Origin of the sequence: Gemmatimonas sp. (assembly GCF_044376735.1) — a bacterium.
GTDB lineage: Bacteria > Gemmatimonadota > Gemmatimonadetes > Gemmatimonadales > Gemmatimonadaceae > Gemmatimonas.
Genome location: NZ_JBILKJ010000018.1, coordinates 24,953 through 48,808, shown reverse-complemented (window position 1 = coordinate 48,808; position 23,856 = coordinate 24,953). Strand labels below are relative to the sequence as shown.

Sequence of the window (23,856 nt, the reverse complement as noted above, 5' to 3'; positions counted from 1 at the left end):
TCAGCGCGCTCAAGGGGCGGAAGTGGGACGCCGTGATCGACGAATCCGCGTCGCTGGCCAGCGCGCCCGAGTGGGTGAAGCTCTCGGCCGAGCTGCTGCGCGACAACGTCGACCAGTATCTGTTCATCTCGACGCGCTCGGTGTACCAGGATCTCAGCCGCGTGCCGATGTCGATCGAGGCCCCGGTGCTCACGCTCGAAAACTCGCCGGTCGAGGCGGGCAAGCCGCTCCCCTACGGTCATGCGAAGGCGTATGCCGAGAAGGCCGCGCACGCCGCCATGCCGGGGCGTGTCACGGTGGTGCGTCCGGGGCTCATCGTCGGTCCGGAAGACGACACCGACCGTTTCACGTCCTGGCCCGTGCGCATCGCCCGCGGCGGCGAGGTGCTGGTGCCGGGTGATGGTACCGACCACGTGCAGGTCATCGATGTGCGCGACCTGGTGAAGTTCTGCGTCACGTTGGTCGAGAACCGCACGTATGGCGTGTTCAACGGCGTGGGCCCGCAGATGGGGATGCCGTTCAAGGAGTTCGTGTCGCGCATTCAGAAGGGTGTCGGCAGCAATCCCACGTACACATGGGTGGATGCCGACTTCCTGCGGGCGAATGGCGCGAACCCCTATGGAAAAGAGTTGCCGGTGTTTCAGGTGATGCGTGGACGCACGGCTGGCTTCGCGCGCATCGACATCACGCCCGAACTCAAGGCGGGGCTCACGGTGCGCCCCATGGAAGACACCGCGCGCGACACGCTCGCATGGTGGCGCACGCTGCCGGCCGATCGTCAGGCCGCGATCAAGACCGGCTTCACGCCGGAGCGGGAAGCGGCGCTGCTGGCGCTCTGGAAGGCGCGTAGCCCCAAGTGAGCCCGGGCGGCACGTCGGCCCCGCTTCGTCTCGACGATTTCGACGCGGGGCCGGCCGCACTGGCCCGCCGGTGGTCGGTGTTTTCCGATCGCGTGATGGGTGGCGTGAGTATCGTGAACGGTACGATGGCGACCGTGCACGGCCGCCACGCGCTGCATCTCACCGGCCGCGTGTCCCTCGAACAAAACGGCGGATTCATCCAGGCAGCCTGCTCGCTCGGCGAGCCGCCGGGGAGCGGTGTCAACGCGCGCGGATTTCGCGGCGTGGCGCTTAGCGTGTGTGGCACCCCCGGTTCGTACTTCGTGCATCTGCGTACCGCCGATACGCGCGCGCCGTGGCAGTACTACGGCGCGCCGCTACCGGTGTCGGCGGAATGGACGCGCGTGGTGCTCGACTGGGGGGCCTTCACGCCGGTATCGCTCGCCACGCCGCTGGATGTGAGCCGCATCGTGCGCATCGGCGTCGTGGCGGCGAAGACGGCGTTTCGCGCGGATGTCGCGCTGTCGGAGCTGTGGCTCACGTGAGCTGACGGCCGCGGCGGCGTGAGCCGGCTCAGCACGGAACGCCGCCGCGCACACCGCTGATACTCACGAACAACGAATCACCAGCGCGCGCCGTGCCCGCGCGTTGCATCGGTACCGCCACCCGTGATCCGCATCGCGACGATGTGCGCACCGACGGAGTGCGCCCACCCGCAATGACACCAAGCGTGTACGAGGTTTCCTGTTCCACCGGACCGAGTGTCAGCTGTGCGTGTGCCGCCGTATCGGCGTTTGCGCCGAGGATGAGGACGGAGACAGGCAGCGTCGCGCCGCTGTCCAGCGGCATTTCCCCCGACACCAGAAACGGGTGATACGGCGCCAGCTCGATGCCACGCAAACTCCGGAGCTGCTTGCCCGAGCCGACATTCACCCGGAGTGGTTCGGCATCGGTGAACGCCGAATCCTGTGCGTAGTACGACACCTTGAGCGTTGACGGGAGCCGGGTGTCCTTCGCGCAACCGGCGCAGGCGGCCACGAGGCTCAGGAGTGCACACACACGAGTCATTCGAGGGCCAGCTGGGAGTGTTGAACGACACGCCTGGCCTACCGGCGACGCGTGCCTGCTCCACGAAACTAGCGCACGGGGCGCCGCAGGCGTCACAGGAATCGGCAGCGCAGGCGGTGTTTCCCCGTCACGTCGCCGCGCGACCCGGTGCCTCGAGACCCAACGCCGCCCATCCACCCACGCCCAGGCGGCGCATGGTGTCGATGTTCCGTTGGTAGATGTTGGGCGCGTCGGGGAAGGCTGCCACCGCGCGGCTCACACTCGCCTCGCGCAGCAGGTGGAGCATGGGGTACGGTGAGCGATTCGTGCAGTTCGTCACGTCGCTGCTCGACGTGCCGGCGAACTGATACGCCGGGTGAAAGCTGGCGATCTGCACCACGCCTTCCAGCCCCAACGCCTCAACGGTCGCCTCGGCGATGTCGAGGAAATCGTTGTACTCGAGAAAGTCGGTGAGCACGAGCGGGTGAATGAGCAACGTCGTATCGATGACACTCGCATCCGCTTGCACCAGCGCGTGCAACTCGCGCTCGAGCGCTGAACGCAGCGCGTTCGTGTTCTGCGCATCGCTCACGGTGTAGCGCACCTGCTCGTTCACGTACACCGCGCGCGCGAAGGGACACAGCTGCAGGCCGATCACCGCGCGCTCCAGCCACGTACGGGTGGCGGCGACGACGGCGGCCACCTGTGCCTCTTCACGGGAATCGCTCATCGGCGGGGCTGCGGTGCGACTGGCCGCTTCAACAACCGGTCGAGTCGTGCCGACAGCTCGTCGCGCACACCGGCCGGTGCGTTGTCCGGCAACAGGTTCCGCAACTCGTGCGGATCGGCCTGCAGATCGTAGAGTTCGTCCATCCCCGTGAGTTCGTCGTAGCGGATGTACTTGTAGCGGTCGGTACGCACAGCCTTGTATCCCATGCCCTTGAGGCGTGGGAACTCGGTATCCGAGTAGTACTCGATCAATAGCTCGTCGCGAATCTCCGTGGTGTCGTGGCGCAGGGCGCGCAGCAGCGAGCGCCCGTCCATGCTGGCTGGGATGGTCGCACCACCGAGTTCGAGCATGGTGGGCGCGATATCGACGTTGCTGGCGAGCGCATTCGGCGTCACGCCGGGCTTCACGACGCCCGGATAACGCACGATCAGCGGGATGTGCGTGCTGGGCTCGTACGCCAGCCGGCGCTCCTGCGCCAATCCGAACTCGCCGTAGAAGAACCCCTGATCGCTGGTCACGATGAACACCGTTTCGTCGAGCACGCCCTTCGCTTCCAGCGCCGTGATCACGGCGCCGATGCCACGATCCACCGCGAGGAGCATACGCAGCCGATCACGCACGTACTGGTCGGGCAGCCCACCCTGCGGGCTGCGCGGATCGTTGGCATCGACCGGCCGTTGGAGCGCCGGCTTCCCGGTCAGCGGCGCGCGCCAGCTGACGCCGTGCGGAATCGAGTCGTGGACGAACGCGCCTTCGTCGCCGGGTGCTGGCGGGAAGGAGCGCACCTGATTCGGGTAGATCTCCGGATGCGCCGCTTTCTGGGCGATGAACGCCAGGAACGGCGTGTCGGCCGGGGCGGCCTTGATGAACGACACCGCATGCGCCGTGAGAATATCGGTCATGTAGCCTTTCACGCCGGCCACCACACCGTCCACGTTCAGCGTAGGATCGAAGTAGACCCCCTGCCCCACGAAGCTCACCCAGCGGTCGAAGCCCGGCCTCGGGGAATCGTCCTCGTGGCCCATGTGCCATTTGCCGAAGAAGCCAGTATGATAGCCGGCGTCGTGCAACAGCTTCGGGAAGGTGACGAGCTGATGGCTGCGCTCCGCCCGCTCGCCGTTGTCGACGATGCCGTTATGGAATGGGTACTGTCCGGTCATGAACACGGCGCGGCTGGGCGAGCAGAGGGGCGCCGAGGTGAAGAACCGGCGGAATGACGCGCCTTCGGTGGCCAGCCGCTTCAGGTTCGGCAGATCCACGAACGGGTGGTCGACCATGTCGTCGTAGCGGACATCGTCGAGCAGGATGAACACGATGTTGGGTGGTCGCGGCGGAGCGGTTGGGGGTGCCGAGGCATCTCGGGCGCCCGCCGTGCCCGCCGATGTCAGGGCCAGCAACGCGCTGGCGAGAAGCACGAAAGGGCGTGCCCACTGCCGTGCCCGAGGCGCATGCATCCCGACGCTCCGTTTGCCCAAGGGTGAGGTCCTGCCGGTCCCGGTCAACCGCCGGCACAGCGGAAGCGCCCGGAATGTCGTACAATATGGCGTGGTTGGCTTGGAGCGTGTCCGCCTCTGTCCGGCCCCATGGAGTCTCCGTTGTGCCCGCCGCGCCACCACAACCCGAGGATCTGCTCATGACGCCGTTCACGCCATCGCCGCTCTCCCGCCGCCAGTGGCTCAAATCCTCGGGGCTGGTAGCCGGAGGGGCCATGGCCACCGGATCGCTCACGCCCGCCCTGCTCCCGGCGCTCGAACCTGACGCCACGCACGTGATCGACGGGCAGACGACGGCGGCCGGCTTCGCCGCGCATGAGCAGATGGTGGCGGCAGCCCGCCGCGCCGAGGGGCCGATCCGCCTCGCCTCCAACGAGAACCCGTACGGCATGGCGCCGAGCGCCCGCAAGGCGATCGAAGCCGGCTGGAAGCAGCATGCCTGGTACGGCGCGCCGTCGCTGCCGAATCTCAAGCAGATCTACGCCGATTCGGTGGGCGTGCCGGCCGACCATATCATGATCGTGGCCGGATCGAGTGAGCTGCTCAGCATCGTCTGTCTCGCCTACGGCATGAAGGGTGACGTGCTCACCCCCTGGCCCACGTACGAGGGACTGCCGCGGTACGCCGAGTCGCTCGGCATCCGGGTGCACAAGGTGCCGCTGGCGGCGGATCTGTCACACGATCTCGAGACGATGGACCGCCGTCTCACGCAGGCGGTCGATCTCACCTTCGTGTGCAATCCGAACAACCCCACGGGAAACCTCACCAATGACGCGAAGTTGCGCGCCTTCGTGAGCAGTGCCTCTCGTCGCTCGATGGTGCTGGTCGACGAAGCGTACCACGATTTCGTGACCGACCCGTCGTACACGTCGCTGGTGGACATGGTGAAGAAGGGCGAGAACGTGATCATCTCGCGCACCGCGTCCAAGATTCACGGACTCGCCGGCCTGCGCACGGCCTTCGTGATCGCGCGTCCCGACATCATTGCCCGCTTGCAGCCGCTCAGCACGAGCGCGCCCGGTGTGTTCGGTGCCTTGGGCGCCGCGGCCTCGATTCAGGACACGGCGTTTCAGGCCATGTGCAAGCAGCGCAACCAGGAAGGGCGCGAAATCATGAAGGCCGCCATCGCGAAGATGGGGCGCAAGATGACCGAGTCGCAGACCAACTTCGTATTCTTCCACGCCGGCATGCCGGTGGAGCAGGTGCAGAAGGCGATGCTGGCGAAGGGCTTCATGATCGGCCGCGCGTTTCCGCCGTACACCGACTGGGCGCGCATCTCGATCGGCACGCCCGACGAAATGCGGGCGGTCGCCGCAGCGCTGCCGGAAGTGATCAGCGGAGCGCCGAAATCACTGGGGTCGTCGGAGCGCTGACGCTGGCCGGTGCGGGGACGGTGCCGTAACGCCGTTCCCGCTTGGCGTAGTCCGCGAACACCGCATCGAGATCGGCGGTGGAAAGATCGGGGAAGTTCACGTCGAGAAACGCCAGTTCCGCGTACGCGCTCTCCCAGAGTAGGAAGTCCGACAGCCGTCGTTCGCCGCCGGTACGCAGCACGAGATCGACCGGCGGCAGGATGTTGGTGTCGGCCAACGCGTCGCCTCGCCCTTCGGCCATCGCGTAGGCCTCATGAATGGCCGCCCGGCTGGAGTAGTCCACCGCCACGCGGAGATGCATGCGCGTGCCCTTGGCGGTGCGCGCTTCGGTCGCGGTAATCGCCTCGCACAGCGCGCGCGGCAATCGGTCACGGCGTCCGATCACCGACAGCCGGATGCCGTGCTTGAGCAGCTTGGCGAGCTGGCGTTCGAGGTGCGACGCGAAGAGATCGAACAGGAAGCCCACTTCGTCCGCCGGACGTTTCCAGTTGTCGCTGGAGAACGCGTACAGGGTGAGCTGCTCCACGCCGCGTTGCGCACAGTACGCCACGACCTCGCGCGCCGTGTGCGCGCCGCGTGCGTGCCCCATCCAGCGGGGACGTCCCTTGCCGGTGGCCCACCGGCCGTTGCCGTCCATGATCAACGCCAGATGTTGCGGAACCCGCGTCATGCGCCTCCCACGCGCTTGATCAGCGCTTCCATGTGCGAAAGATACCGCTCGAGCGCCGAACGTCCGGCGGTCGCGAGTCGGTACTCGGTGCGCGGAATGCGCCCGTCAAAGCCCTTCGTGCAGATGATGTATCCGGCGTCTTCCAGCTTGCGCGCGTGCACCGACACGTTGCCGTCCGAGGTGTCGAGCACCGCTTTGAGTTCGTTGAACGTGAGCGATTCGTGCACCGCCAACGCACTCACGATCGCCAGGCGGACGCGCTCGTGGATGAGACGATCGAGCGTCATCGGCGTCAATGCGTCTCCGTCGACGGCGGTCAAGGGCGTTCCCTGGTTGGGTGCGATGGCGCCGGATGATGCGCGTCGGGCGCGGGCGGCACTGCCATCGCGCTTATCCACCATGCCGCCGGGCGATGCGGACGCCGAACACGAGATGCAGCGCGCCAAAGCCCAGCGCCATCATGAGGTCTCCGTTGCTGGCGGGCACGAAGAGCGCGAGCACGCCGAGGGTGATGAAGCCGCATCCCATGAGCGGCACGGCGCGGATGGAGAAGGTGCCGGCCGTCGTGACGCCGGTGCCGTACAGCAGCAGCCAGAGCCCGGGGAGCACCCGGGCGGTGAGCTGCGGCGGGATGCCCGGCGTGGTGACATCGACGAGCGCGACGGTGAGCACCGCACCCGCGAGCATGGCGGGCCAGAAGCTGAACAGGAATTTCCGGGCCGGCACACTGAGGAGGCGCGCACCGCCGTCGCCCACGCGGCGGCGCATCTTGGCGTACATCGCGGCGCCGCCGACCACCGCCCCGACCACGGCGGCCGCCAACCACACCGTCAGCCACCGTTGTGGGTCGGGTTGGCGATGGGCCAGCGGCGCGGCCACGAGCGCCATGGCGCCAATCCACGCCAATCCCCAGCCGGGCACGTCGGTGAACGACGCCGCGCCTTCCATGGTGCGCCGGATGAACGACAGGTCCTGCAGGGCCCGGTCGTGCAGGGCGGGCGGTTCCGACGACGGGGCGACCATGGGAAGGAATATCCGCCGGCCGTCGCCAGATGTCAAGTACTTTGTGTTGTAAAGTCAAATACCCGTGACCCAGTCAGATCCGGGGGGGCAGCGCGGCGTCGGGCAACTCTTCGATGAAGTGCAGCAGGTCCGCCTCCGTCACGATGCCCACGAGATGCTGGTCCTCGAGCACCGGCAGACACCCGATTCGCAGTGACCGCATGAGGTGCGCGGCCCGCTGCACCCGTTCGTCCGGCCGGATCGTGGCGATGGGCACATGCATGATCTGCCGCACCTCGATCGCGGCGTTGTGCTGCATCCGCTCGACCTCGGCGATCCGGACCTGTAGCGTCGAGATGGCAGCGCCCATGAGATCCCGATGGCTGACGATGCCGACCAGCCGCCCATGATCATCGACCACCGGGACGTGCCGTACGTGCGCCCACTTCATGATCTCCTCGACGGCGCGCAGGTGCTTTCCCGGCTGTATGGTGAACACCTTGGTCGTCATGATGTCTCTGACGCGCACAGATATCTCGCTGAGTCTCAGGTCCCGTCGACCCGGTGGCCGACGCACCCAACCTGGCCGCGCACGCCGCGGTGGACATCCGGTAAACCCGTACAACCACACCGGTTTTTGCCGTGAGCGCCCCCGGTCCGGTCGCGTGGCCGTGGCGGACCGCCCATACTTCCCGAGAGACCAGCCGTCGATCCGCTGCCGCAATCACGTGGCCGACCGACTCCACTCCGCGAAGGATTCCCGTCAAGATGAAAGTTGTCGTCACCGGCGCCGCCGGCATGGTCGGAAGCAACCTCGTGCATGGACTGAACGCCGTCGGCATCGACGACGTGATCGCCGTCGACGACCTGACCGACGGGCAGAAGTACCGCAACCTGGCCGGCGCGCAAATCAGCGACTACTTCGACAAGTCGGAGTTCTACGACCGCTTCGCGCGCGGCGAGTTCGGTCACGTCGACGCGGTCCTGCATGAGGGCGCCTGCTCCGACACGATGGAGCACAACGGCCGCTTCATGCTGGAGAACAACTATCGCCACTCGAAGGATCTGCTCGACGCCTGTCAGCGGCAGGGCACCCGCCTGCTGTACGCCTCGTCAGCCGCCACCTACGGCGGCAGTGCCTCGTTCCGCGAGGAGCCCGAGTTCGAGCAGCCGCTGAACGTGTACGGCTACTCCAAGCTGCTGTTCGACAACGTCGTGCGTCGCCTGCTGCCATCAGCCACCGCGCAGGTGGTGGGCTTTCGCTATTTCAACGTGTACGGGCCACGCGAGCAGCACAAAGCCCGCATGGCGTCGGTGGCGTTCCACCACTTCAACCAGTTCCGCGAAACGGGCAAGGTCCGCTTGTTCGGCGAGTACGGCGGCTACGCACCGGGTGAACAGTCGCGCGACTTCGTGTTCGTGAACGACGTGGTCGCCGTGAACCTGTGGTTCCTCCAGCACCCCGACCAGAGCGGCATCTTCAACCTCGGCACCGGTCGCGCCCAGCCCTTCAACGATGTGGCCGTGGCCACCGTGAACGCCGTGCGTGGGTTGCGCGGCGAAGCGGCGTTGCCGATCGACCAGCTGATCGAACACGGGCTGCTCGAGTACATCGACTTCCCCGATGCGCTCAAGGGCAAGTACCAGTGCTTCACGCAGGCCGATCTCACCCAGCTGCGCCGCACCGGCTGCGATCATCGCTTTGCCGACGTGGCCACGGGGATCACGCAGTACGTAACGTGGCTGGCCGCACAGCCGGCGGCGTGAGCAACCGAACTGGTCGTTATTGGCGGAGAGGAGTGGAGACAGACGGTTCCTGACGGCGACGCCGAACGGCATGGCGGACACGACCATCGTGACGCATACTCTCAGTAGATGGTCTGAGTTTCCGGCGCCGAGTCGGAGAGGTCCCCGATCTCGGCATGGACTTGCTACGAGGCGACGCCCCATGTCTTTGCACACGGATGTCAGCACGCCCGACCACTACCACAAGGTGGTGGATTGCCAGTGGGCCTGTCCCGCGCACACCAACGTCCCGGAATACCTCCGGCTCATCGCGCAGGGACGGTACACCGAATCGTATCTGCTCAACCGCGAATCCAACGTCTTCCCGGGCATTCTGGGAAGAACCTGCGATCGCCCCTGCGAGCCCGCCTGCCGGCGCGGCCGCGTTGACGGCAAGCCCGTCGCCATCTGTCGCCTCAAGCGGGTCGCCGCCGACCTCCGCGACGACATCAGCGCCTATCTCCCGAAGCCGGTCACCAATCGCAACGGTAAGCGTATCGCGCTCATCGGTGCCGGCCCGTCGTCGCTCACGGTGGCCAACGACCTGCTGCCGCTGGGCTACGAGGTCGTGATCTACGAGAAGAACGCGCAGGCCGGTGGACTGATGCGCGTGAACATCCCGTCGTTCCGTCTCCCTGAGCAGGTGCTCAACGAGGAGACGCAGTGCATCATCGATATGGGCGCCGAGGTACGGTACAACACGCCGGTGGAAAGCCTGCGCACCCTGCTCGATGAACAGTACGACGCCGTCTTCGTAGGCAGCGGCGCGCCCAAGGGTAAGGAGCTCGACATTCCGGGACGATGGGACCCGGCCGCGCGCGATCAGATCCATATCGGCATCGAGTGGCTCAGCTCCGTGCACTTCGGCCACATCGAGTCCGTCGGCGAGAACGTGCTCATCATTGGCGTGGGCAACACCGCCATGGATTGCTGCCGCACGTCGCGCCGGCTCGGCGGCACCAACACCAACGTCATCGCCCGCCGCGGCCGCAAGTTCTTCAAGGCGTCGCCATGGGAACTCGAGGACGCCGAGGAAGAAGGGATTCACATCATTGAGAATCACGCGCCCAAGCGGTTCGTCATCGAAGACGGCAAGCTGGTGGGTATGGAGTTCGAGCGGCTGGAGTGGAGCGAGGTGAACGGCCGCCAGACCAGTACCGTCATCGACACGATCATCATGCCGTGCGACACGGTCATCCTCGCCATCGGCCAGGACAACGCGTTCCCGTGGATCGAGCGCGACATCGGCATCGAGTTCGACCAGTGGGATATGCCGGTGGTCAACAAGGCGTCGTTCCAGTCGTCGCGCGCCGACGTGTTCTTCGGCGGCGACGCCGCGTGGGGACCCCAGAACATCATCTGGGCGGTAGAACACGGACACCAGGCGGCGATCTCGATTCACAAGCACTGCCTCGGCGAAGACGTGACCGACCGTCCCGCGCAGGGCATGCATCTGACCAGCACCAAGATGGGTATGCACTCGTGGATGTACAGCAACGAGTTCAATCCGTCGCCGCGAGCCCAGATGTCGCACGCCGAGCTCGTGAAGCGCTTCGCGAGCGTCAGTGAAGAGGTGGAGCTGGGCTACACGCCGGAGCAGACCGCCACCGAAGTGCAGCGCTGCCTGAATTGCGATATCGAGACCCACTTCACCGCGAAGCTGTGCATCGAGTGCGACGCCTGCATCGATGTGTGCCCGGTGAACTGTCTCACCATCGCGCCGGTGGCGGAGACCGAAACAGAGCTCCGCACGCGACTCAAGGCGCCGGCGGACAACCTCTCGCAGGATCTGTATGTATCCGAGGCGCTGCCGCAGACACAGCGCATCATGGTGAAGGACGAAGACATCTGCCTGCATTGCGGGCTCTGCGCTGAACGTTGCCCCACCGCCGCGTGGGACATGCAGAAATTCTCTCTCGTGTTGCCCTATGCGTTCAGCGCGTCGGGCACCGTCGTTCCGGTGAGCGTATGAGCGGCATCAACGATTTCGCCTTCAAAATGGCGACCGTGAACGGCACCGGCTCGGCCAGCGCGAACAGCTTGCTGATGCAGGCGATCTTCCGGATGGGCATCCCGGTCACGGGCAAGAACATCTTCCCCTCGAACATCCAGGGACTGCCCACGTTCTACGAAGTACGTGTCAGCAAGCACGGCTACACCGCGCGTCCGCAGCACGTCGATCTCGTGGTGGCGCTCAACCCCAGCACGTACGCCAAGGATGTGGCCACGGTGCGTCCGGGCGGCTACCTCGTGTACGACTCGTCGTGGCCACTCGACGCCGAGCTCGAGCGCGAAGGGATCACGATCATCGGCATTCCGTTCGGACGGATGTGCGTGGACACCTTCGTCGGTGACCGCGATCGCACGCTGCTGCGCAACATCGTGTACGCCGGCGCGCTGGCGGCGCTGCTGGAGATCGACATGGACATCATCGGGCAGATGCTGCTCGAGAAGTTCTCCAAGAAGAAGAAGCTGCTCGAAGCCAACAACACGGCCATCCGGCTGGGCTACGACTATGCGAAGGAGCACTTCGCCTGTCCGCTCCCCTTCCATCTCGAGAAGATGGACGCCACCGGCGACTCCATTCTCATCGACGGCAACACCGCCGCCGGCTTAGGCGCCGTCTACGCGGGCGCCACCGTGGGGGCCTGGTATCCGATCACGCCGTCCACGTCGCTCATGGAAGCGTTTCGCATGTTCTGTGAGCGCTACCGCGTGGAACCCGAGACCGGTCTACACAAGTACTGCATCATTCAGGCGGAAGACGAACTCTCGGCGGCCGGCATCGTGATCGGCGCCGGCTGGGCGGGCGCCCGCGCCTTCACGAACACGTCGGGCCCCGGCATCTCGCTCATGCAGGAGTTCATCGGCCTCGCGTACTACACCGAGATTCCTGCGGTCTTCTACGACATCCAGCGCACCGGGCCGGCCACCGGCATGCCCACCCGCACGCAGCAGTGCGATCTGATGTCGCTGGCCTACGCCTCGCACGGTGATACGAAGCATATCGTGCTGTTCCCGTGCAGCCCGGAAGAATGCTTCTACATCGGCACCACGGCGTTCGATCTGGCCGAGCGCTTTCAGACGCCGGTGTTCGTGGCGAGTGATCTCGACATCGGCATGAACGACTGGATGTGCAAGCGCCTGGTGTGGGACGACAGCTATCGGCCCGATCGCGGCAAGGTGCTCGATGCCGCCGCCCTCGAGCAGGTGAAGAAGTTCTCGCGGTACCTCGATGTGGATGGCGACGGCATCGCCGCGCGCACACTGCCCGGCGTGCATCCCAACGGCGCGTACTTCGTGCGCGGCTCGGGGCATGACAAGCACGGCGCGTACACCGAAGACTCCGACGCGTATCAGGAAGTGGTCGATCGGCTCACGCGCAAGTTCGCCACGGCGGCGACGGTCGTCCCGGCGCCGGAGTTCCACATGCAGCCGGATGCCCACGTCGGCATCGTGTCGCTGGGCAGCTGCCACGCGGCGGTACTCGAAGCCGTCGATCGCTTGCGCGAGCAGGGCATCGTGGCCGACTACATGCGCATCAAGGCGTTCCCGTTCAACAGCAGTGTGCGCGAGTTCATCGACGCACACGATGCGGTGTTCGTGGTGGAGCAGAACCGTGACGCGCAGCTCCGTTCACTGCTGGCGATCGAGACTGGTGTGCCTCGCGATAACATGACATCCGTGCTCGACTACGGTGGTATGCCGCTCACCGCGAATGTGGTCGTCTCCGCCATCGCGAACCATTTTGCCCAGGTGCCCGCATGACGTCCATTGCCAAACCACCGGTCCGCCATCCGGGGCTGCAGCGCAACGCGCTGGGCTTCACGGTCCGCGACTACGAAGGGGCCATGTCCACGCTGTGCGCCGGCTGTGGCCACGACTCGGTCACGGCAGCCCTCGTGCAGTCGTTTTGGGAGCTGTCGTTGCCGCCGCATCGCGCAGCGAAGATGAGCGGCATCGGCTGCTCGTCGAAAACCACGGCGTATTTCATGAAGCAGTCGCACGGCTTCAATAGCGTGCACGGGCGCATGCCGTCGGTCACGTCGGGCGCCAGCGCGGCCAATCGTGACCTTACCTACATCGGCATTTCCGGCGACGGCGACTCGCTCAGCATCGGTCTGGGGCAGCTGTCACACGCCATCCGTCGCAACGTGCGCATGCTGTACGTGATCGACAACAACGGCGTGTACGGCCTCACCAAAGGGCAGTTCTCCGCCTCGGCCGATATCGGCTCCACGTCGAAGAAGGGCGAGGCCAACCTGCAGCAGCCCATCGACCCGGTGTTGCTGGCGCTCACGCTGGGCGCCACCTTCGTGGCCCGCAGCTTCTCGGGCGACAAGGCGCAGCTCGTGCCCATCCTCAAGGCCGGCCTGTCGCACAACGGCCTGGCGCTCATCGACGTGATCTCACCGTGCGTGACCTTCAACGACCACGAAGGCTCCACCAAGAGCTACAAGTTCACGCGCGAGCACGAGGTCGAGATTTCGGCGGCGGACTTCGTGCCGTTGCGTCGCGAGATCACCGCACCCGAGACCGAGAGCGACGTGTCGGTGGTGGCCATGCACGACGGGAGCACGGTGCGCTTCCGCAAGACGGCCGACAGCTACGATCCCACCGACCGCGAGCAGGCCTACGCGCATGTGCGCGCCTGCCAGCTTCGCCACGAGGTAGCGACCGGGCTGCTGTTCATCGACGAGAGTGGCCAGGACATGCACACCATGGCCAGAACTGTCACGCAGCCGCTGGTCGACGTGCCGTTCGCGGATCTCTGCCCGGGGAATGCGGCGCTGCAGTCGTTGATGGAGCGGTATCGCTAGGACGGCTCGTCAGCACCGAACAAAGATCGGCTGGAGAGCGCCCTGCGCTCAGGCGCCCAGCAGCGAAGCGGCACCGCGGAGCGTCCGGTCGGGACGACACGCGGTGCCGCTTCGGCGCTGTGAGTCGCTACGTGCCCCGGCGCTCGCGACTCCCGCGACTGCCATCAGACGGGTTCCGCGGCTGCGCCGTGCGGGTGGGCGCGTTGCGTGGTTCGGGGGAACGCGCCTGCGGTGATTCCTGCGGTGACGAGGACTCCGGTGTGCGTAGCGGGGCGGCCCGCTCCGAGCGACCCTCGCTACGCTGGGTATCTCGACCGCGATTGCCGCCGCCACGCGCCTCGCCGTCACTCCGCCCGACCTCGCGCTGCGGCAGTCCGTTGCGATAACCGTCCGGCGACGCCGATCCGCCCTGCGCGCGAGGCTGCGCCGAGCGCCCGACGCGATTGTCGTCCACCAGGTCCCGACCACGCCCGTTGTCGCGCCCGTCGCGGTAGCCGTCGCGAGCACCGACGCGATTGCCAGCTCGGTACCCGTCACGGTACCCGTCACGATTGCCGTCCCGACGCGCATCGAAACGCACGTCGCGATGATAGCCCGCGTACCGATCCACGTTGCGATAGTTGACCGTGCGATAGACGACGTTGCGATTCACGAACACGTCGCGGTAGCGCGGGCTCACGTAGATGTTCGTGACGTGAATGAACGGCCGCGAGCGGGCACGCCAGCCGCCGCCATAGCCCACGTATACGTCATCCCAGCCGTTGTAGTACACGGCACGGCGGCCCCAGTCGAGATCGTAGTTCAGCCAGCCGCCGATCGGGAAACCCACCCCGAACGACCAGTAGCGGCTGGAGAACCCGACATTGAAGATGGGCCGCGTGTACACGAGAATGGGATCGTACACCGGCACGTAGATCACGCGTGGCTGTGCCGGCACGATCACGTAGCTGTTCGACTCGCGCACCACCTGCTGCTGCGAGGTGGACACCAGATTCCCCTGAGTGTCCGCCAGGCGACGCATGCGCTGCACGGCCGCCATCACGTCGCTCGACTGATAGGCGTAGGCACGCCCCAGCGTCGCGGTCCAGTCGCCCTTGTCGGCCATCATGTTGAGCGCCGACTGGTAGTGCGCGACCGATTTCACGCTCACATCCCACGACTGCTCGTCGATGCCGGCGGTGCCGTGCTCGCGCACCCAGCGCGCCGCGTCCTCCACCTGATCGGGGAAGGTGGACGCCACCAGCACCTGCGCCAGCAGCGCATCGGGATAGAGCGCGATCGGACCGACCAGATTGTCGAGCTGGTTGTCGGCGAATCGCTCGACGTCGATCACCTCGTTTCGTGGCGCCGCGACAACCTGGGCCGTGAGCGATGCGAGGGGGGAAGCAGTAACCAGCGACAGCGCCAACAGAGGAACGAACGGACTATGGGACATGGTGCCGCTCCGACAGGGGACACGGGAAAACCTCTCACGCGCCCTACGGTGCAGGATGCATACCTCGACGGTGGCGCGGCGAAGTGCGTTATGTCACAACGACTTGGCGTTTGTCGTCGGTCGTTCGGCGGCGTCGCCCTATCCTCGATTCAGGACAGGAGGCTCGCCGAAAGTGGACATTTTCGCGGGGTCGGACGTGCGGGCTAGGCTCGACGGGAACCCCGCCGCTCTGCGGGCGCTCCGCGAGAGGGAAGCCACCGGCGGCGAGCCTGACGTCGTCAGCCTCGGGGGCGACGCCGACGCGCTCACCTTTTGCGATTGCGCGGCCGAAAGCCCGCTCAGTCGCCGGAGCTGCTGTTTCGATGAAGTGGGCGAATGACATCCGGTGCGCCGCCCTTCAGCATCATCCGTGCCCGCCACACGAGTCGTCGCGGGAATGCAGGCGCTCGGGCCCGAGTGCGCCCGCGTCGATCGCTGGTGTGACAGTGGTGGTGTGTCGGCGCCCGATCGTCAGAGCACAATCAGCGAGGCAGCGGTGGCCCCGCGCACGGCGTCAATGGCAATCGATCGATCGAATGTGACAAGTGCGCCGCCGCGGCTGACGGCGAGCGCCAGCAGGTAAACATCGGTCAATTGCCGCGGTCCGTGGATGCGTGTGGTGTCGACAAGCTGATCATTGAGTACGCTGACGTCGTCGGCCCAAAACTCATGAACGGACTCGAGGCTTGCTCGACGCAGCTTTCCGACGATGTCCACGACCGCGTGCGCGCCGGGGTAGCCCGCGTGACTCATGATCCTCACACACCCGTTTTGCGTGATAGGACACGAGGCCCAGCCATTGATCGCATTCGCCGAGAACCAGCCGACGGCGGCGTGGTGCGAAATGTGATCCGCATCAAACAAGGCGATGAGCACGTTCACATCGAGCAGCGCGCGCATTAGTAGGCATCGTCCTGTCGGAGTCGGTCGATCAGGTCATTGGTAACGACAGCGCCGCGCGACGCGAACGGCTGCACACCGTAGATGGCCCGCGGCTCGTGCACCGCCGACGTCGCGAGCCCTGTCGGCTCGCGAGGCGCGGTCAGCGCTTGTCGCATCAGTTCCGAGACGACCTGCCCCATGGATTTGCGCTCGCGCCGGGCGCGCTCTTTTGCCGCGGCGAGCACATCGTCGGCAATATCGAGTGTGGTTCTCATACGTTGATGCTAGCGCATCACGCATCAGATGTCCAGTTCGTTGCGCGGGCCGATTCGGCGGCGACGTTGGCGCGCGGTTGCAATGGGCCACCGGCGGCAAGGGTACCGAGCGCACGTGGAGTCGGCGTGAGCTGGAAGCGGTGCTGGCACCGTGGCGTACACACGCCGGAGTCCGATGATTTCCTGCTGGCGCGCCCGCACACCGCTAGAACTTCCAGTTGTAGCCCACGCGGACCACCTGCGTTTCGAGGTAGTCCGTGCTCACCATCCGGAAGTTCGTGCCGCGAAGCGTGCGCTCGGCCTGCATCGTGTTCAATAAATCCGTCGCGTTCACGACGATCTCCCCCCGTCCCTGCTGCACGCTCTTCTTCATGCCGACATCGAGCGAGTAGCGACTCTCGATGCGCCCCTGCGGCAAGAGGTCGGGGGCGAGGTACACCTGGCTGACCTGCGCTTGCCACGCCTGTGGCAACTTGATCGTCGCGTTCAGCTTGGCGTTTCCCGAGGTGAGCGTTTGCCGCGCCGCGGCGTACTGCACCGGCACCGGATACCGATTGACGACCGCAAAGGCGTCGATGCTCCGGTGAAACGCATTCGCATTGGCACTCAAGGTCAGCCGCGGCGAGATGGTCTGCTGCCACACCACTTCGGCGCCCGTGCTGCGGCTGCGTCCGGCATTCTGGAACACGTTGTACAACAGCACACTGCCCGGCACCTATGTGGCGATGCGCGTGATGGTGCCGTCCACGATGCGATGGTACACGGCGGCGTACACACTGCCCTTCGACGAGCTGGTCTTGTAGCCCAGCTCCGACGACGTGGAGTACTACGGTTGCAACGCGGGGTTGCCGACCTTGATCAGCTCCGGTTCGTCGTACTTGGGGAAGATGCGGATATCGACTTCATTCGGCCGATCCACCCGCCGGTTGAAGAACAGCGACAGCTTGCGGGAGTCGTCGAACTTGTACGCCGCGCGCACATTCGGGAACGGCTGCACGTACCGGTAGCCGTCGCTCGTGTACGTGTTGTGATCGGGGTTCACCTCGTAGTCCACCTGTACCTGCTCGAAGCGCACGCCACCCTCGAGCTCTACGCGCTGCCCCTCGAACACATAGGTACCGTACAGCGCCGGGATCGTTTCACGGTACGTGGCCCAGCCGCCCGCACCGGTATCGAGGGGTGAGTTCCTGCCGGCAAAGAACTGCATGTTCACCGGAATCGATCGGTACCGCCCTTTGAAGCCGGCCTCGAGGCGCCCCTGCTTCAGTGGCTTCGTGTAGTCGGCATTGATATCCACCACGTGCTCGTCCGACAGCAACTTGAAGGCATCGTTGCCGACGAACGTGGGCACGGTGTTCGTGAAGAAGTACTGCTCGTCTTCGCGGTGAAACGAGTAGTTGCCGGTGAACGCGAGCGTGTGCCCGGGCTGCAGGAACTTGTGCGTGAACACCGTTGAACCGAACGCCGTGTACTTCACCTCGTCTTCGAGGAATTGCCACAAGCGGTACCGATTCTGCAGTGAGCCGCTGAAGTACGGATTGTCGCCGTTGTCGAGAATCTTCTCGCGGTTGAACAGCCCGGACATGCTGAACGTGTTGCGCTCGTTGAACGCATGGTCCACGCCCGCGTTCACCGTGGCGTAGTCGGTGCGTCGGTTGCGCTTGATCTGCTGAATGATCACCGTCCCGTCGTCGTACGTGCGCGTCGAGAACTCGTTCTTGTTGAGCGTGGGCGAGTAGAGCCAGTCGGCTTGCACGAAGGTGTTGGTGGCACCCTTCCGATAGTTGATTGAGGCCGACGGATTGAACTTCGGCGTGCCTTGGTACTGCGGACGGATGGTGGGCAGGTTCTCTTTTCTCACCCACAACGCGCCGGCGCCACCCATCGGTTCAAGGGGTCAGAGTCGTTGAACGCCCGCGATGTTTTGTGGCCATTCAGCATGTTTTGGTGACGGTGAACGTCGCCGGCGACGGAATATTGGCGCCTCGTTACCCAGCTGCCCCGCAACGGACGTCGCGTGGACGCGAACGGTACCCCTTCGCTCATTTTTCTGCGTGTTCTGATATGTCTCGCATCCCGCGCATTCTCCTCCCAGGTGTCCCCGTTCACCATGTGCAGCGCGGTAACAACCGAGAACCGGTCTTCGTGGATGATCGGGACCGGCGGATTTATCGAGAACTCCTGATGGAGGGCTGCCACCGGCTCGAGTGTGCGGTGCACGCATATGTGTTCATGTCGAATCACATTCACCTGCTGTTGACCCCGGCACGGGCCGACGCGGTTGCGGCGCTGACACAGTGGATGGGGCGGAAATATGTCCGGGCATACAACACGCGACACCACCGCACGGGGACGCTGTGGGAAGGACGGTTCCGGTCTAGCGTGATTGACTCAGCTCGGTATCTCCTCAACTGCTGTCGCTACATCGACCAGAATCCGGTGCGCGCCGGCATCGTTCCGTTTCCGGCCGCCTATCGGTGGTCCAGTTACGCGCGGCTGGCTCACGGGGGGCGTGATGACCTCATCACGGAGCACTCGGAATACCGCGCGCTTGGCACTTCGCCGACCGAGCGACAGGCTGCATACCGAACGTTGTGTATGCCGTCGGTCGAACCGGACGTAGCTGGGGGGATTCGCCGAGCCGTTCGCCGAGGGGAGGTGCTTGGATCAGCGGCCTTTGCCGATGAGGTGGGTATGCGGCTCGGGCGGCCTGTCAGTCGTTTGGGACACGGAGGGAACCGTCGCAATGGGTCCTTCACGGGATAGTTCGAGCGGTCTTTTCAAAGGGTCAGTCTTTTCAAGGGGTCAGAGTCGTTGAAGTCCGTCGTTCAACGACTCTGACCCCTTGAAGACCTGGACCCCTTGAAGACCTGAGTCGTTGAAGTCCGTCGTTCAACGACTCTGACCCCTTGAAGACCCCGTGAAGAGACCCCCGGAAACCCCTACACGTCCTCGCGCGTCACGCCCGCACACGCCATCACCAGCTCCGCCCCGTACACCATGGCTGGCGTTTGATAGCCAGCCCGCACCTCGCCGCGCAGCACCCGCTCCACCACCGCCAACGCGCAGGCCACGGTCCACTCCACCCCGGCCTCGGGGCCGTGCAGTCGCGCCGCCGCGCGCCCGCCCGCGCCATCCGACACCTCGCCCCACACATGCGTCACCGTCTGCGCTCGGCGCGACGCTGACGGACCGGGCTTCACGCCGCGCCGCAACAGCGCGCGGAACCAGCCCATCGAAAGGAGCGGTCGCAGCCACTGCATCACGGCCATCGACTGCCGCGCCGCACTCGGCAACACCGTGTATTCCTCGATGTTCGGAATGCCCGTGCTGTAGTACGCGGTGAACACGTCGCCCCACGTCAACTGCGTCACCACCACCGGGCCGGCGCCGAAATCCACCGACCGCGTCTTCATCGCCGAGGTGGCACGTTCGAATCGGCCGTTCACGCGCACGCGATTCCCGAAGCGTAGCAACTCGATCACGGTGCGCTGCGTGCCCGGCGGCAATCCGCTCGGCCCTACACTGTGAAAGGCCATCGTGAGGTGCGTCGCCGAGGGCAATCGCTGCTTGAGATACACGGCGAGGCAATCGGTGGGCACCACATCGAATCCCACCGCCGGCATCACCATCACCCCGCGCTGCTTCGCCTCTGCATCGCGCGCTGCAGCGGCTTCGAACACGGGAAACTCCCCCGTGATATCGAGGTAGTGCACCCCGGTTCGCAGACACGCCTCCACCATGGGGCGTGAGGTGTACAGGAAGGGTCCGGCGCAGTGCATCACCGCCGTGACCCCCGCGAGCGCCGCATCGAGCGCGCGCGCATCGTCCAGCGCGCAGACGCGATGCGCCAGCCCCAACTCGTGACCCAGCGCCGCGAGCGCCGCCGCATTGCGGCCTGCCAGAATCGGCGCCATGCCGCGTTGCACGCACGCGCGGGCCATCGCTTCGCCCACGTACCCGGTCGCTCCGTAGAGCAGAAATGTTGAAGCCATACGGGAAGCTACCGCCGGGGGCACCGTCGCGTTCGCCCGGCGGCGCAGCACGGTACGACCTCAGCCTTCGCGGGCAACCTCGCGCACGGCAACCTCGCGAACGAAGTCCGCGACCCGATCGGGCACCGTGAGCGGAAGCATGTGCCCCGCGCCCTCCACCAGCTCGAGGCGCACCTGCGGCAGCATCGCCTGAAACGCCACGCCGTGGAGCTGCGGATCGAGCACGCGGTCGCGCGTGCCGTACAACACGGCCATCGGCAGCGCGAGCGTGTGATAGCGCTGCATCAAGGGGGGCATGTCGGCGGGAACGGCCACCAGATCGGTCGAGGCCGACACGAACGCCGATGGTCGCATCCCCAGCATGCCCCCGCCCGCCGTCGCAAAGTCGACCGGCACGGCGTCGGGTCCGAAGATCACGTCGAGCATGGCATCGCGACGCGCCATCGACAGTGGCGTAGCGAGGGTCCACCCGATCGCGGCGCGCACCACGGGACGCTCCACCATGAGACCCGTGAAGATGCCGGGCACCGTGTCCTGCGGCATCGTGAGCGGCGCGATCAGCGCGAGCGCGCGCACGAGCGCGGGATGCGCCACCGCCGTGGCCAACGCCACGGCACCGCCCAGCGAATGACCGACCAGCACCGGACGGTCGAGCCCGAGCGCGCGGATGAACGCCGCCACCGTCTCCGCCTGCGCGATCGGTCCCGCCGCCACACCCGCCGCCCGCGTGCTGTAGCCCGAGCCCGGACGCTCCATCACGATCACCCGGAACTGCGGCGCGAGGCGCGCGAGCAGCGAGTGCGTGAAGTGGAAGGCATTGCCGCCCAACCCGTGCACCAACAGCAACGTGACAGGGCCCCTGCCCTGCTCGATGTAGTGGATGCGCGCGCCATCGATCTCGACGAACCGGCCGGCCGGCGGCAGCGCGCGCTCCACGCGTCGCGCAACCTGCGCCGTGAACAGCACCAGGCTCGCCATCAGCAGTGCCAGGGTGGCGACCACGATGAGGACGATCGTGGCACCGCTCATGTAGGCAGCCCTCTCGCCATGACTGACCAGTACGAGACCGGCAGCAGCCGCGCCAACAACGACAGCCCCATCGCGTCACTCCCTACAAGAAGCCGTGCCCGGCGCTGCTCGACGCCGCGCACAATGATCTCGCCCGCCGTGCTCGGCGGCATGCGGAGGAACTTCGCGAACGCGGCGCGACGACGCGCCACCTCGGGGCCGTCCACGCCCTGCGGCGCGCGCGCACGCTCGGAGATGTTCGTGCGAACGCCACCCGGATGCACCAGCGTCACGCCGACCGTACTCCCGGCGAGCTCGTGGCGCAGCGCTTCCGAAAAGCCGCGCACCGCGAACTTGCTGGCGGCGTACGCCACCTGCTCGGCCGGGGCCACGATCCCGAAGATGCTGGAGATGTTCACGAGCCGGGCCTCGGTGCTGGCCCGCAGCAGCGGCAGAAAGGCGCGCGTCATGCCGACCACGCCGTGGAAGTTGATGTTGAAGAGCCAGTCGAAATCGGCTTCGCTCACCATCTCGAAGGTGCCGCCCAACGCCACGCCGGCATTGTTCACCAACAGATCGGCGCCGCCATGCTGGGCCGACACGATCGCCGGGAAGGCCGCGACCATGGCGCGATCGGCCACGTCGAGATGATGCGACGTGATGCGCACGCCACCCGACGGCAACAACGACACCGTCTCGGCCAGCCCGCGCGCGTCGATGTCGGCCAGCGCGAGATGACAGCCGCGCTGCGCCAGCGACGTGGCGATGGCGCGCCCGATGCCGCTGCCGGCACCGGTGATGACCGCCGTGCGGCCACGCAGGATCATCGCATCAGCCATGGACGGGCTCCGTAGGTTCGGTTCAGGGGGTCTTCACGGGGCCCCGGTTCAACGACTCTGACCCCTTGAAGACCCCTTGAAGACCCCTCCTTGAAGACCCCTCCTTGAAGACCCCTCCTTGAAGACCCCTTGAACCCCTTGAACGCGGACCCGCCAACTACCGCCGTGAATTCCAGCGCCGGATCGTCCACCCGCCCGTGCCGCAGCGACAACAGATCCTTCACATAATTCTGATACAGGCGCCACGGTGCGCGATCACCCTGCTTGGGCAATCGCGACGCCGCGCGCTGCACGTACCCCGACGTGAAATCGAACACTGGCGTCTCCTGCATCGCGGGATCGCGGCGTGGCGTCACCTGCACGTAGCCGCGTGCCCGCATGTGGTTGAGCAGACGGCACACGTGCTGCGCGATCAGGTCGCACTTGAGCGTCCACGATGCGTTCGTGTAGCCCACCGCCGCCGCCATGTTCGGTACGTCGCTCAGCATCATCCCCTTGTAGATCATCGTCGTGGCGAAGTCCACCGCCGCGCCGTCCACCACCAGCGTCACCCCCGACAGCAGCGACATGCGTAGCCCGGTGGCCGCCACCACGAGGTCCGCGTCGAGGTGGGCTCCCGACTCCAGCACCACGCCCGTGGCATCGAAGTGGGCGATCCGGTCGGTCACGATCGAGGCACGATGCTCGCGCAGGGCCACGAACAGATCGCCGTCCGGCACCATGCACAGGCGCTCGTCCCACGGCTGATAGCGCGGACTGAAGTGCTCGTCGAACGGAATCTCCGGACCCAGCTGCGCTTCCGCTTCCGTGCGCAGCGTCTTCTTGAACAGCGCCGGACGCGTGCGGGCGATGTAGTAGTAGAACATGCTGCGCGCCACGTTCTTCCAGCGCGTGAGCGCGTACGCCAGTCGCGACGGCAGCCAGCGACGGAGCGCGTCAGCGACCACGTCCACCGAGGGCAGCGAGGCGATGTAGCTCGGCGAACGCTGCAGCATCGTCACGTGCGCCGCCGCCCGGTCACCGCCGGCCATTGCCGGCACCAGCGTCACCGCCGTGGCGCCGCTGCCGATCACGACCACGCGCATGCCGTGGTAATCCAGATCCTCGGGCCAGTGCTGCGGATGCACCACACGTCCCGTAAACGCCGACATCCCCGGCCACTCCGGCGTGTAGCCCTGCGCGTAGTCGTAGTAGCCCGCGCAGCTGTAGAGAAAGCCGCAGCTCAGACGTTGCGGCGTGCGGTCGGCACCGACCTCGAGGTCCACCGTCCAGCGAGCATCGGCCGACGACCACTCGGCGCGGACCAGCCGATGACGGTAGCGGATCGCCCGATCGATCCCGCACTCGCGCGCCGTCTCCTCGATGTACGCCTTGATCGAGGGTCCGTCGGCGATCGCCTTGGCTTGGCGCCACGGGCGAAAGCGATAGCCGAGCGTGTACATGTCGGAGTCGGAGCGGATGCCGGGATAGCGGAACAGGTCCCAGGTGCCCCCCATCTGCTCGCGCCCTTCCACGATGGCATAGGTGAGCCCGGCACACGATGTCTGCAGGTGCCAGGCGGCACTGATGCCGGACAGTCCAGCGCCGATGATCAGGACGTCGAGGTGTTCCACGCGCTCTCCGG

The 23,856-nt window shown here is 66.0% G+C and carries 23 protein-coding genes and 1 pseudogene; 9 read left to right on the top strand and 15 right to left on the bottom strand.

All coding sequences use genetic code 11. The features are described from left to right. Both ACIRA7_RS04870 and ACIRA7_RS04865 read left to right on the top strand, forming a co-directional pair. Window positions 1-860 (top strand): NAD-dependent epimerase/dehydratase family protein (locus ACIRA7_RS04870; RefSeq protein WP_396219701.1); only part of this gene is annotated, 860 nt, incomplete at its 5' end. Then, the gene (locus tag ACIRA7_RS04865; RefSeq protein WP_396219700.1) at window positions 857-1,384 is read left to right on the top strand and encodes a CIA30 family protein; all 528 of its coding nucleotides are present in this window, start codon (window positions 857-859) and stop codon (window positions 1,382-1,384) included. The genes ACIRA7_RS04870 and ACIRA7_RS04865, both read left to right, overlap by 4 nt. A 28-nt stretch (window positions 1,385-1,412) precedes the next feature. Here the strand turns inward: ACIRA7_RS04865 and ACIRA7_RS04860 are convergent, their stop codons facing one another. The 3 genes from ACIRA7_RS04860 to ACIRA7_RS04850 all read right to left on the bottom strand — a co-directional run bounded on the left by ACIRA7_RS04860 (window position 1,413) and on the right by ACIRA7_RS04850 (window position 4,031). Continuing rightward, on the bottom strand, window positions 1,413-1,898 hold the full coding sequence (locus tag ACIRA7_RS04860; protein WP_396219699.1) for a hypothetical protein: 486 nt from the start codon (window positions 1,896-1,898) through the stop codon (window positions 1,413-1,415). 136 nt (window positions 1,899-2,034) lie between these two features. Next, on the bottom strand, window positions 2,035-2,616 hold the full coding sequence (locus ACIRA7_RS04855; RefSeq protein ID WP_396219698.1) for a DUF1415 domain-containing protein: 582 nt from the start codon (window positions 2,614-2,616) through the stop codon (window positions 2,035-2,037). Then, complete coding sequence (locus ACIRA7_RS04850; RefSeq protein WP_396219697.1) at window positions 2,613-4,031, bottom strand: sulfatase-like hydrolase/transferase; 1,419 nt, start codon at window positions 4,029-4,031, stop codon at window positions 2,613-2,615. Before ACIRA7_RS04850 ends, ACIRA7_RS04855 begins: the two co-directional genes overlap by 4 nt. Before the next feature lie 182 nt (window positions 4,032-4,213). On the opposite strand from ACIRA7_RS04850, the gene ACIRA7_RS04845 reads away from it, so the two are divergent. Next, window positions 4,214-5,482: a pyridoxal phosphate-dependent aminotransferase gene (locus tag ACIRA7_RS04845; protein WP_396219696.1), complete on the top strand. Its 1,269-nt coding sequence runs from the start codon at window positions 4,214-4,216 to the stop codon at window positions 5,480-5,482. On the opposite strand, the gene uppS is transcribed toward ACIRA7_RS04845, so the two are convergent. From uppS to ACIRA7_RS04825, 4 genes are all read right to left on the bottom strand, one after another. Next, complete coding sequence (gene uppS / locus ACIRA7_RS04840; protein WP_396219695.1) at window positions 5,442-6,152, bottom strand: polyprenyl diphosphate synthase; 711 nt, start codon at window positions 6,150-6,152, stop codon at window positions 5,442-5,444. The genes ACIRA7_RS04845 and uppS overlap by 41 nt on opposite strands. Beyond that, window positions 6,149-6,439: a winged helix-turn-helix domain-containing protein gene (locus ACIRA7_RS04835; RefSeq protein ID WP_396219694.1), complete on the bottom strand. Its 291-nt coding sequence runs from the start codon at window positions 6,437-6,439 to the stop codon at window positions 6,149-6,151. The genes uppS and ACIRA7_RS04835 overlap by 4 nt, the downstream gene beginning before the upstream one ends. A gap of 103 nt (window positions 6,440-6,542) precedes the next feature. After that, window positions 6,543-7,175, bottom strand: a complete 633-nt coding sequence (locus tag ACIRA7_RS04830; protein WP_396219693.1) for a hypothetical protein — start codon at window positions 7,173-7,175, stop codon at window positions 6,543-6,545. Window positions 7,176-7,248: 73 nt separating this feature from the next. Then, window positions 7,249-7,665, bottom strand: a complete 417-nt coding sequence (locus tag ACIRA7_RS04825) for a CBS domain-containing protein (RefSeq protein WP_396219692.1) — start codon at window positions 7,663-7,665, stop codon at window positions 7,249-7,251. A gap of 257 nt (window positions 7,666-7,922) precedes the next feature. Here ACIRA7_RS04825 and rfaD point away from each other — a divergent pair, with 257 nt between their 5' ends. The 4 genes from rfaD (at window position 7,923) to ACIRA7_RS04805 (ending at window position 13,759) form a co-directional block, all read left to right on the top strand. Beyond that, window positions 7,923-8,921 (top strand): ADP-glyceromanno-heptose 6-epimerase, encoded by a 999-nt coding sequence (rfaD, locus tag ACIRA7_RS04820; RefSeq protein ID WP_396219691.1) that lies wholly within the window; start codon window positions 7,923-7,925, stop codon window positions 8,919-8,921. A 181-nt stretch (window positions 8,922-9,102) separates the two neighbouring features. Next, a complete protein-coding gene (locus tag ACIRA7_RS04815) occupies window positions 9,103-10,911 on the top strand; it encodes an FAD-dependent oxidoreductase (RefSeq protein WP_396219690.1) in 1,809 nt (602 codons plus the stop codon). After that, entirely contained in the window at window positions 10,908-12,707 is a 1,800-nt protein-coding gene (locus ACIRA7_RS04810; protein ID WP_396219689.1) for a 2-oxoacid:acceptor oxidoreductase subunit alpha, read from the top strand. The genes ACIRA7_RS04815 and ACIRA7_RS04810 overlap by 4 nt, the downstream gene beginning before the upstream one ends. Then, on the top strand, window positions 12,704-13,759 hold the full coding sequence (locus tag ACIRA7_RS04805; RefSeq protein WP_396219688.1) for a 2-oxoacid:ferredoxin oxidoreductase subunit beta: 1,056 nt from the start codon (window positions 12,704-12,706) through the stop codon (window positions 13,757-13,759). Before ACIRA7_RS04810 ends, ACIRA7_RS04805 begins: the two co-directional genes overlap by 4 nt. 127 nt (window positions 13,760-13,886) lie before the next feature. On the opposite strand, the gene ACIRA7_RS04800 is transcribed toward ACIRA7_RS04805, so the two are convergent. Further along, complete coding sequence (locus tag ACIRA7_RS04800; protein ID WP_396219687.1) at window positions 13,887-15,194, bottom strand: DUF3300 domain-containing protein; 1,308 nt, start codon at window positions 15,192-15,194, stop codon at window positions 13,887-13,889. On the opposite strand from ACIRA7_RS04800, the gene ACIRA7_RS04795 reads away from it, so the two are divergent. After that, on the top strand, window positions 15,193-15,573 hold the full coding sequence (locus ACIRA7_RS04795) for a DUF4256 domain-containing protein (protein ID WP_396219686.1): 381 nt from the start codon (window positions 15,193-15,195) through the stop codon (window positions 15,571-15,573). The two genes, ACIRA7_RS04800 and ACIRA7_RS04795, sit on opposite strands and share 2 nt — an antisense overlap. A 131-nt stretch (window positions 15,574-15,704) precedes the next feature. Here ACIRA7_RS04795 and ACIRA7_RS04790 read toward each other — a convergent pair whose 3' ends face one another. The 3 genes and pseudogenes from ACIRA7_RS04790 to ACIRA7_RS04780 all read right to left on the bottom strand — a co-directional run bounded on the left by ACIRA7_RS04790 (window position 15,705) and on the right by ACIRA7_RS04780 (window position 17,975). Beyond that, window positions 15,705-16,133 (bottom strand): TA system VapC family ribonuclease toxin, encoded by a 429-nt coding sequence (locus ACIRA7_RS04790; protein ID WP_396219685.1) that lies wholly within the window; start codon window positions 16,131-16,133, stop codon window positions 15,705-15,707. After that, the gene (locus ACIRA7_RS04785) at window positions 16,133-16,390 is read right to left on the bottom strand and encodes an antitoxin (RefSeq protein WP_396219684.1); all 258 of its coding nucleotides are present in this window, start codon (window positions 16,388-16,390) and stop codon (window positions 16,133-16,135) included. Before ACIRA7_RS04785 ends, ACIRA7_RS04790 begins: the two co-directional genes overlap by 1 nt. 205 nt (window positions 16,391-16,595) lie before the next feature. Further along, window positions 16,596-17,975, bottom strand: a pseudogene (locus ACIRA7_RS04780) (outer membrane beta-barrel family protein). Window positions 17,976-18,454: 479 nt separating this feature from the next. Here ACIRA7_RS04780 and ACIRA7_RS04775 point away from each other — a divergent pair. Next, window positions 18,455-19,156, top strand: a complete 702-nt coding sequence (locus ACIRA7_RS04775; protein WP_396219682.1) for a transposase — start codon at window positions 18,455-18,457, stop codon at window positions 19,154-19,156. A gap of 176 nt (window positions 19,157-19,332) precedes the next feature. On the opposite strand, the gene ACIRA7_RS04770 is transcribed toward ACIRA7_RS04775, so the two are convergent. Genes ACIRA7_RS04770 through ACIRA7_RS04755 form a run of 4 tightly spaced genes read right to left on the bottom strand, consistent with a single transcriptional unit; the run spans window position 19,333 to window position 23,845 of the window. After that, window positions 19,333-20,385, bottom strand: a complete 1,053-nt coding sequence (locus ACIRA7_RS04770; protein WP_396219681.1) for a saccharopine dehydrogenase family protein — start codon at window positions 20,383-20,385, stop codon at window positions 19,333-19,335. A gap of 60 nt (window positions 20,386-20,445) precedes the next feature. Beyond that, window positions 20,446-21,414 carry an alpha/beta fold hydrolase gene (locus ACIRA7_RS04765; RefSeq protein ID WP_396219680.1) on the bottom strand — a complete coding sequence of 323 codons (969 nt, stop codon included), beginning with the start codon at window positions 21,412-21,414 and terminating at the stop codon, window positions 20,446-20,448. After that, a complete protein-coding gene (locus ACIRA7_RS04760; RefSeq protein ID WP_396219679.1) occupies window positions 21,411-22,232 on the bottom strand; it encodes an SDR family NAD(P)-dependent oxidoreductase in 822 nt (273 codons plus the stop codon). The genes ACIRA7_RS04765 and ACIRA7_RS04760 overlap by 4 nt, the downstream gene beginning before the upstream one ends. Further along, window positions 22,217-23,845: a flavin-containing monooxygenase gene (locus ACIRA7_RS04755; RefSeq protein ID WP_396219678.1), complete on the bottom strand. Its 1,629-nt coding sequence runs from the start codon at window positions 23,843-23,845 to the stop codon at window positions 22,217-22,219. The genes ACIRA7_RS04760 and ACIRA7_RS04755 overlap by 16 nt, the downstream gene beginning before the upstream one ends. Between the last annotated feature and the right edge of the window lie 11 nt (window positions 23,846-23,856).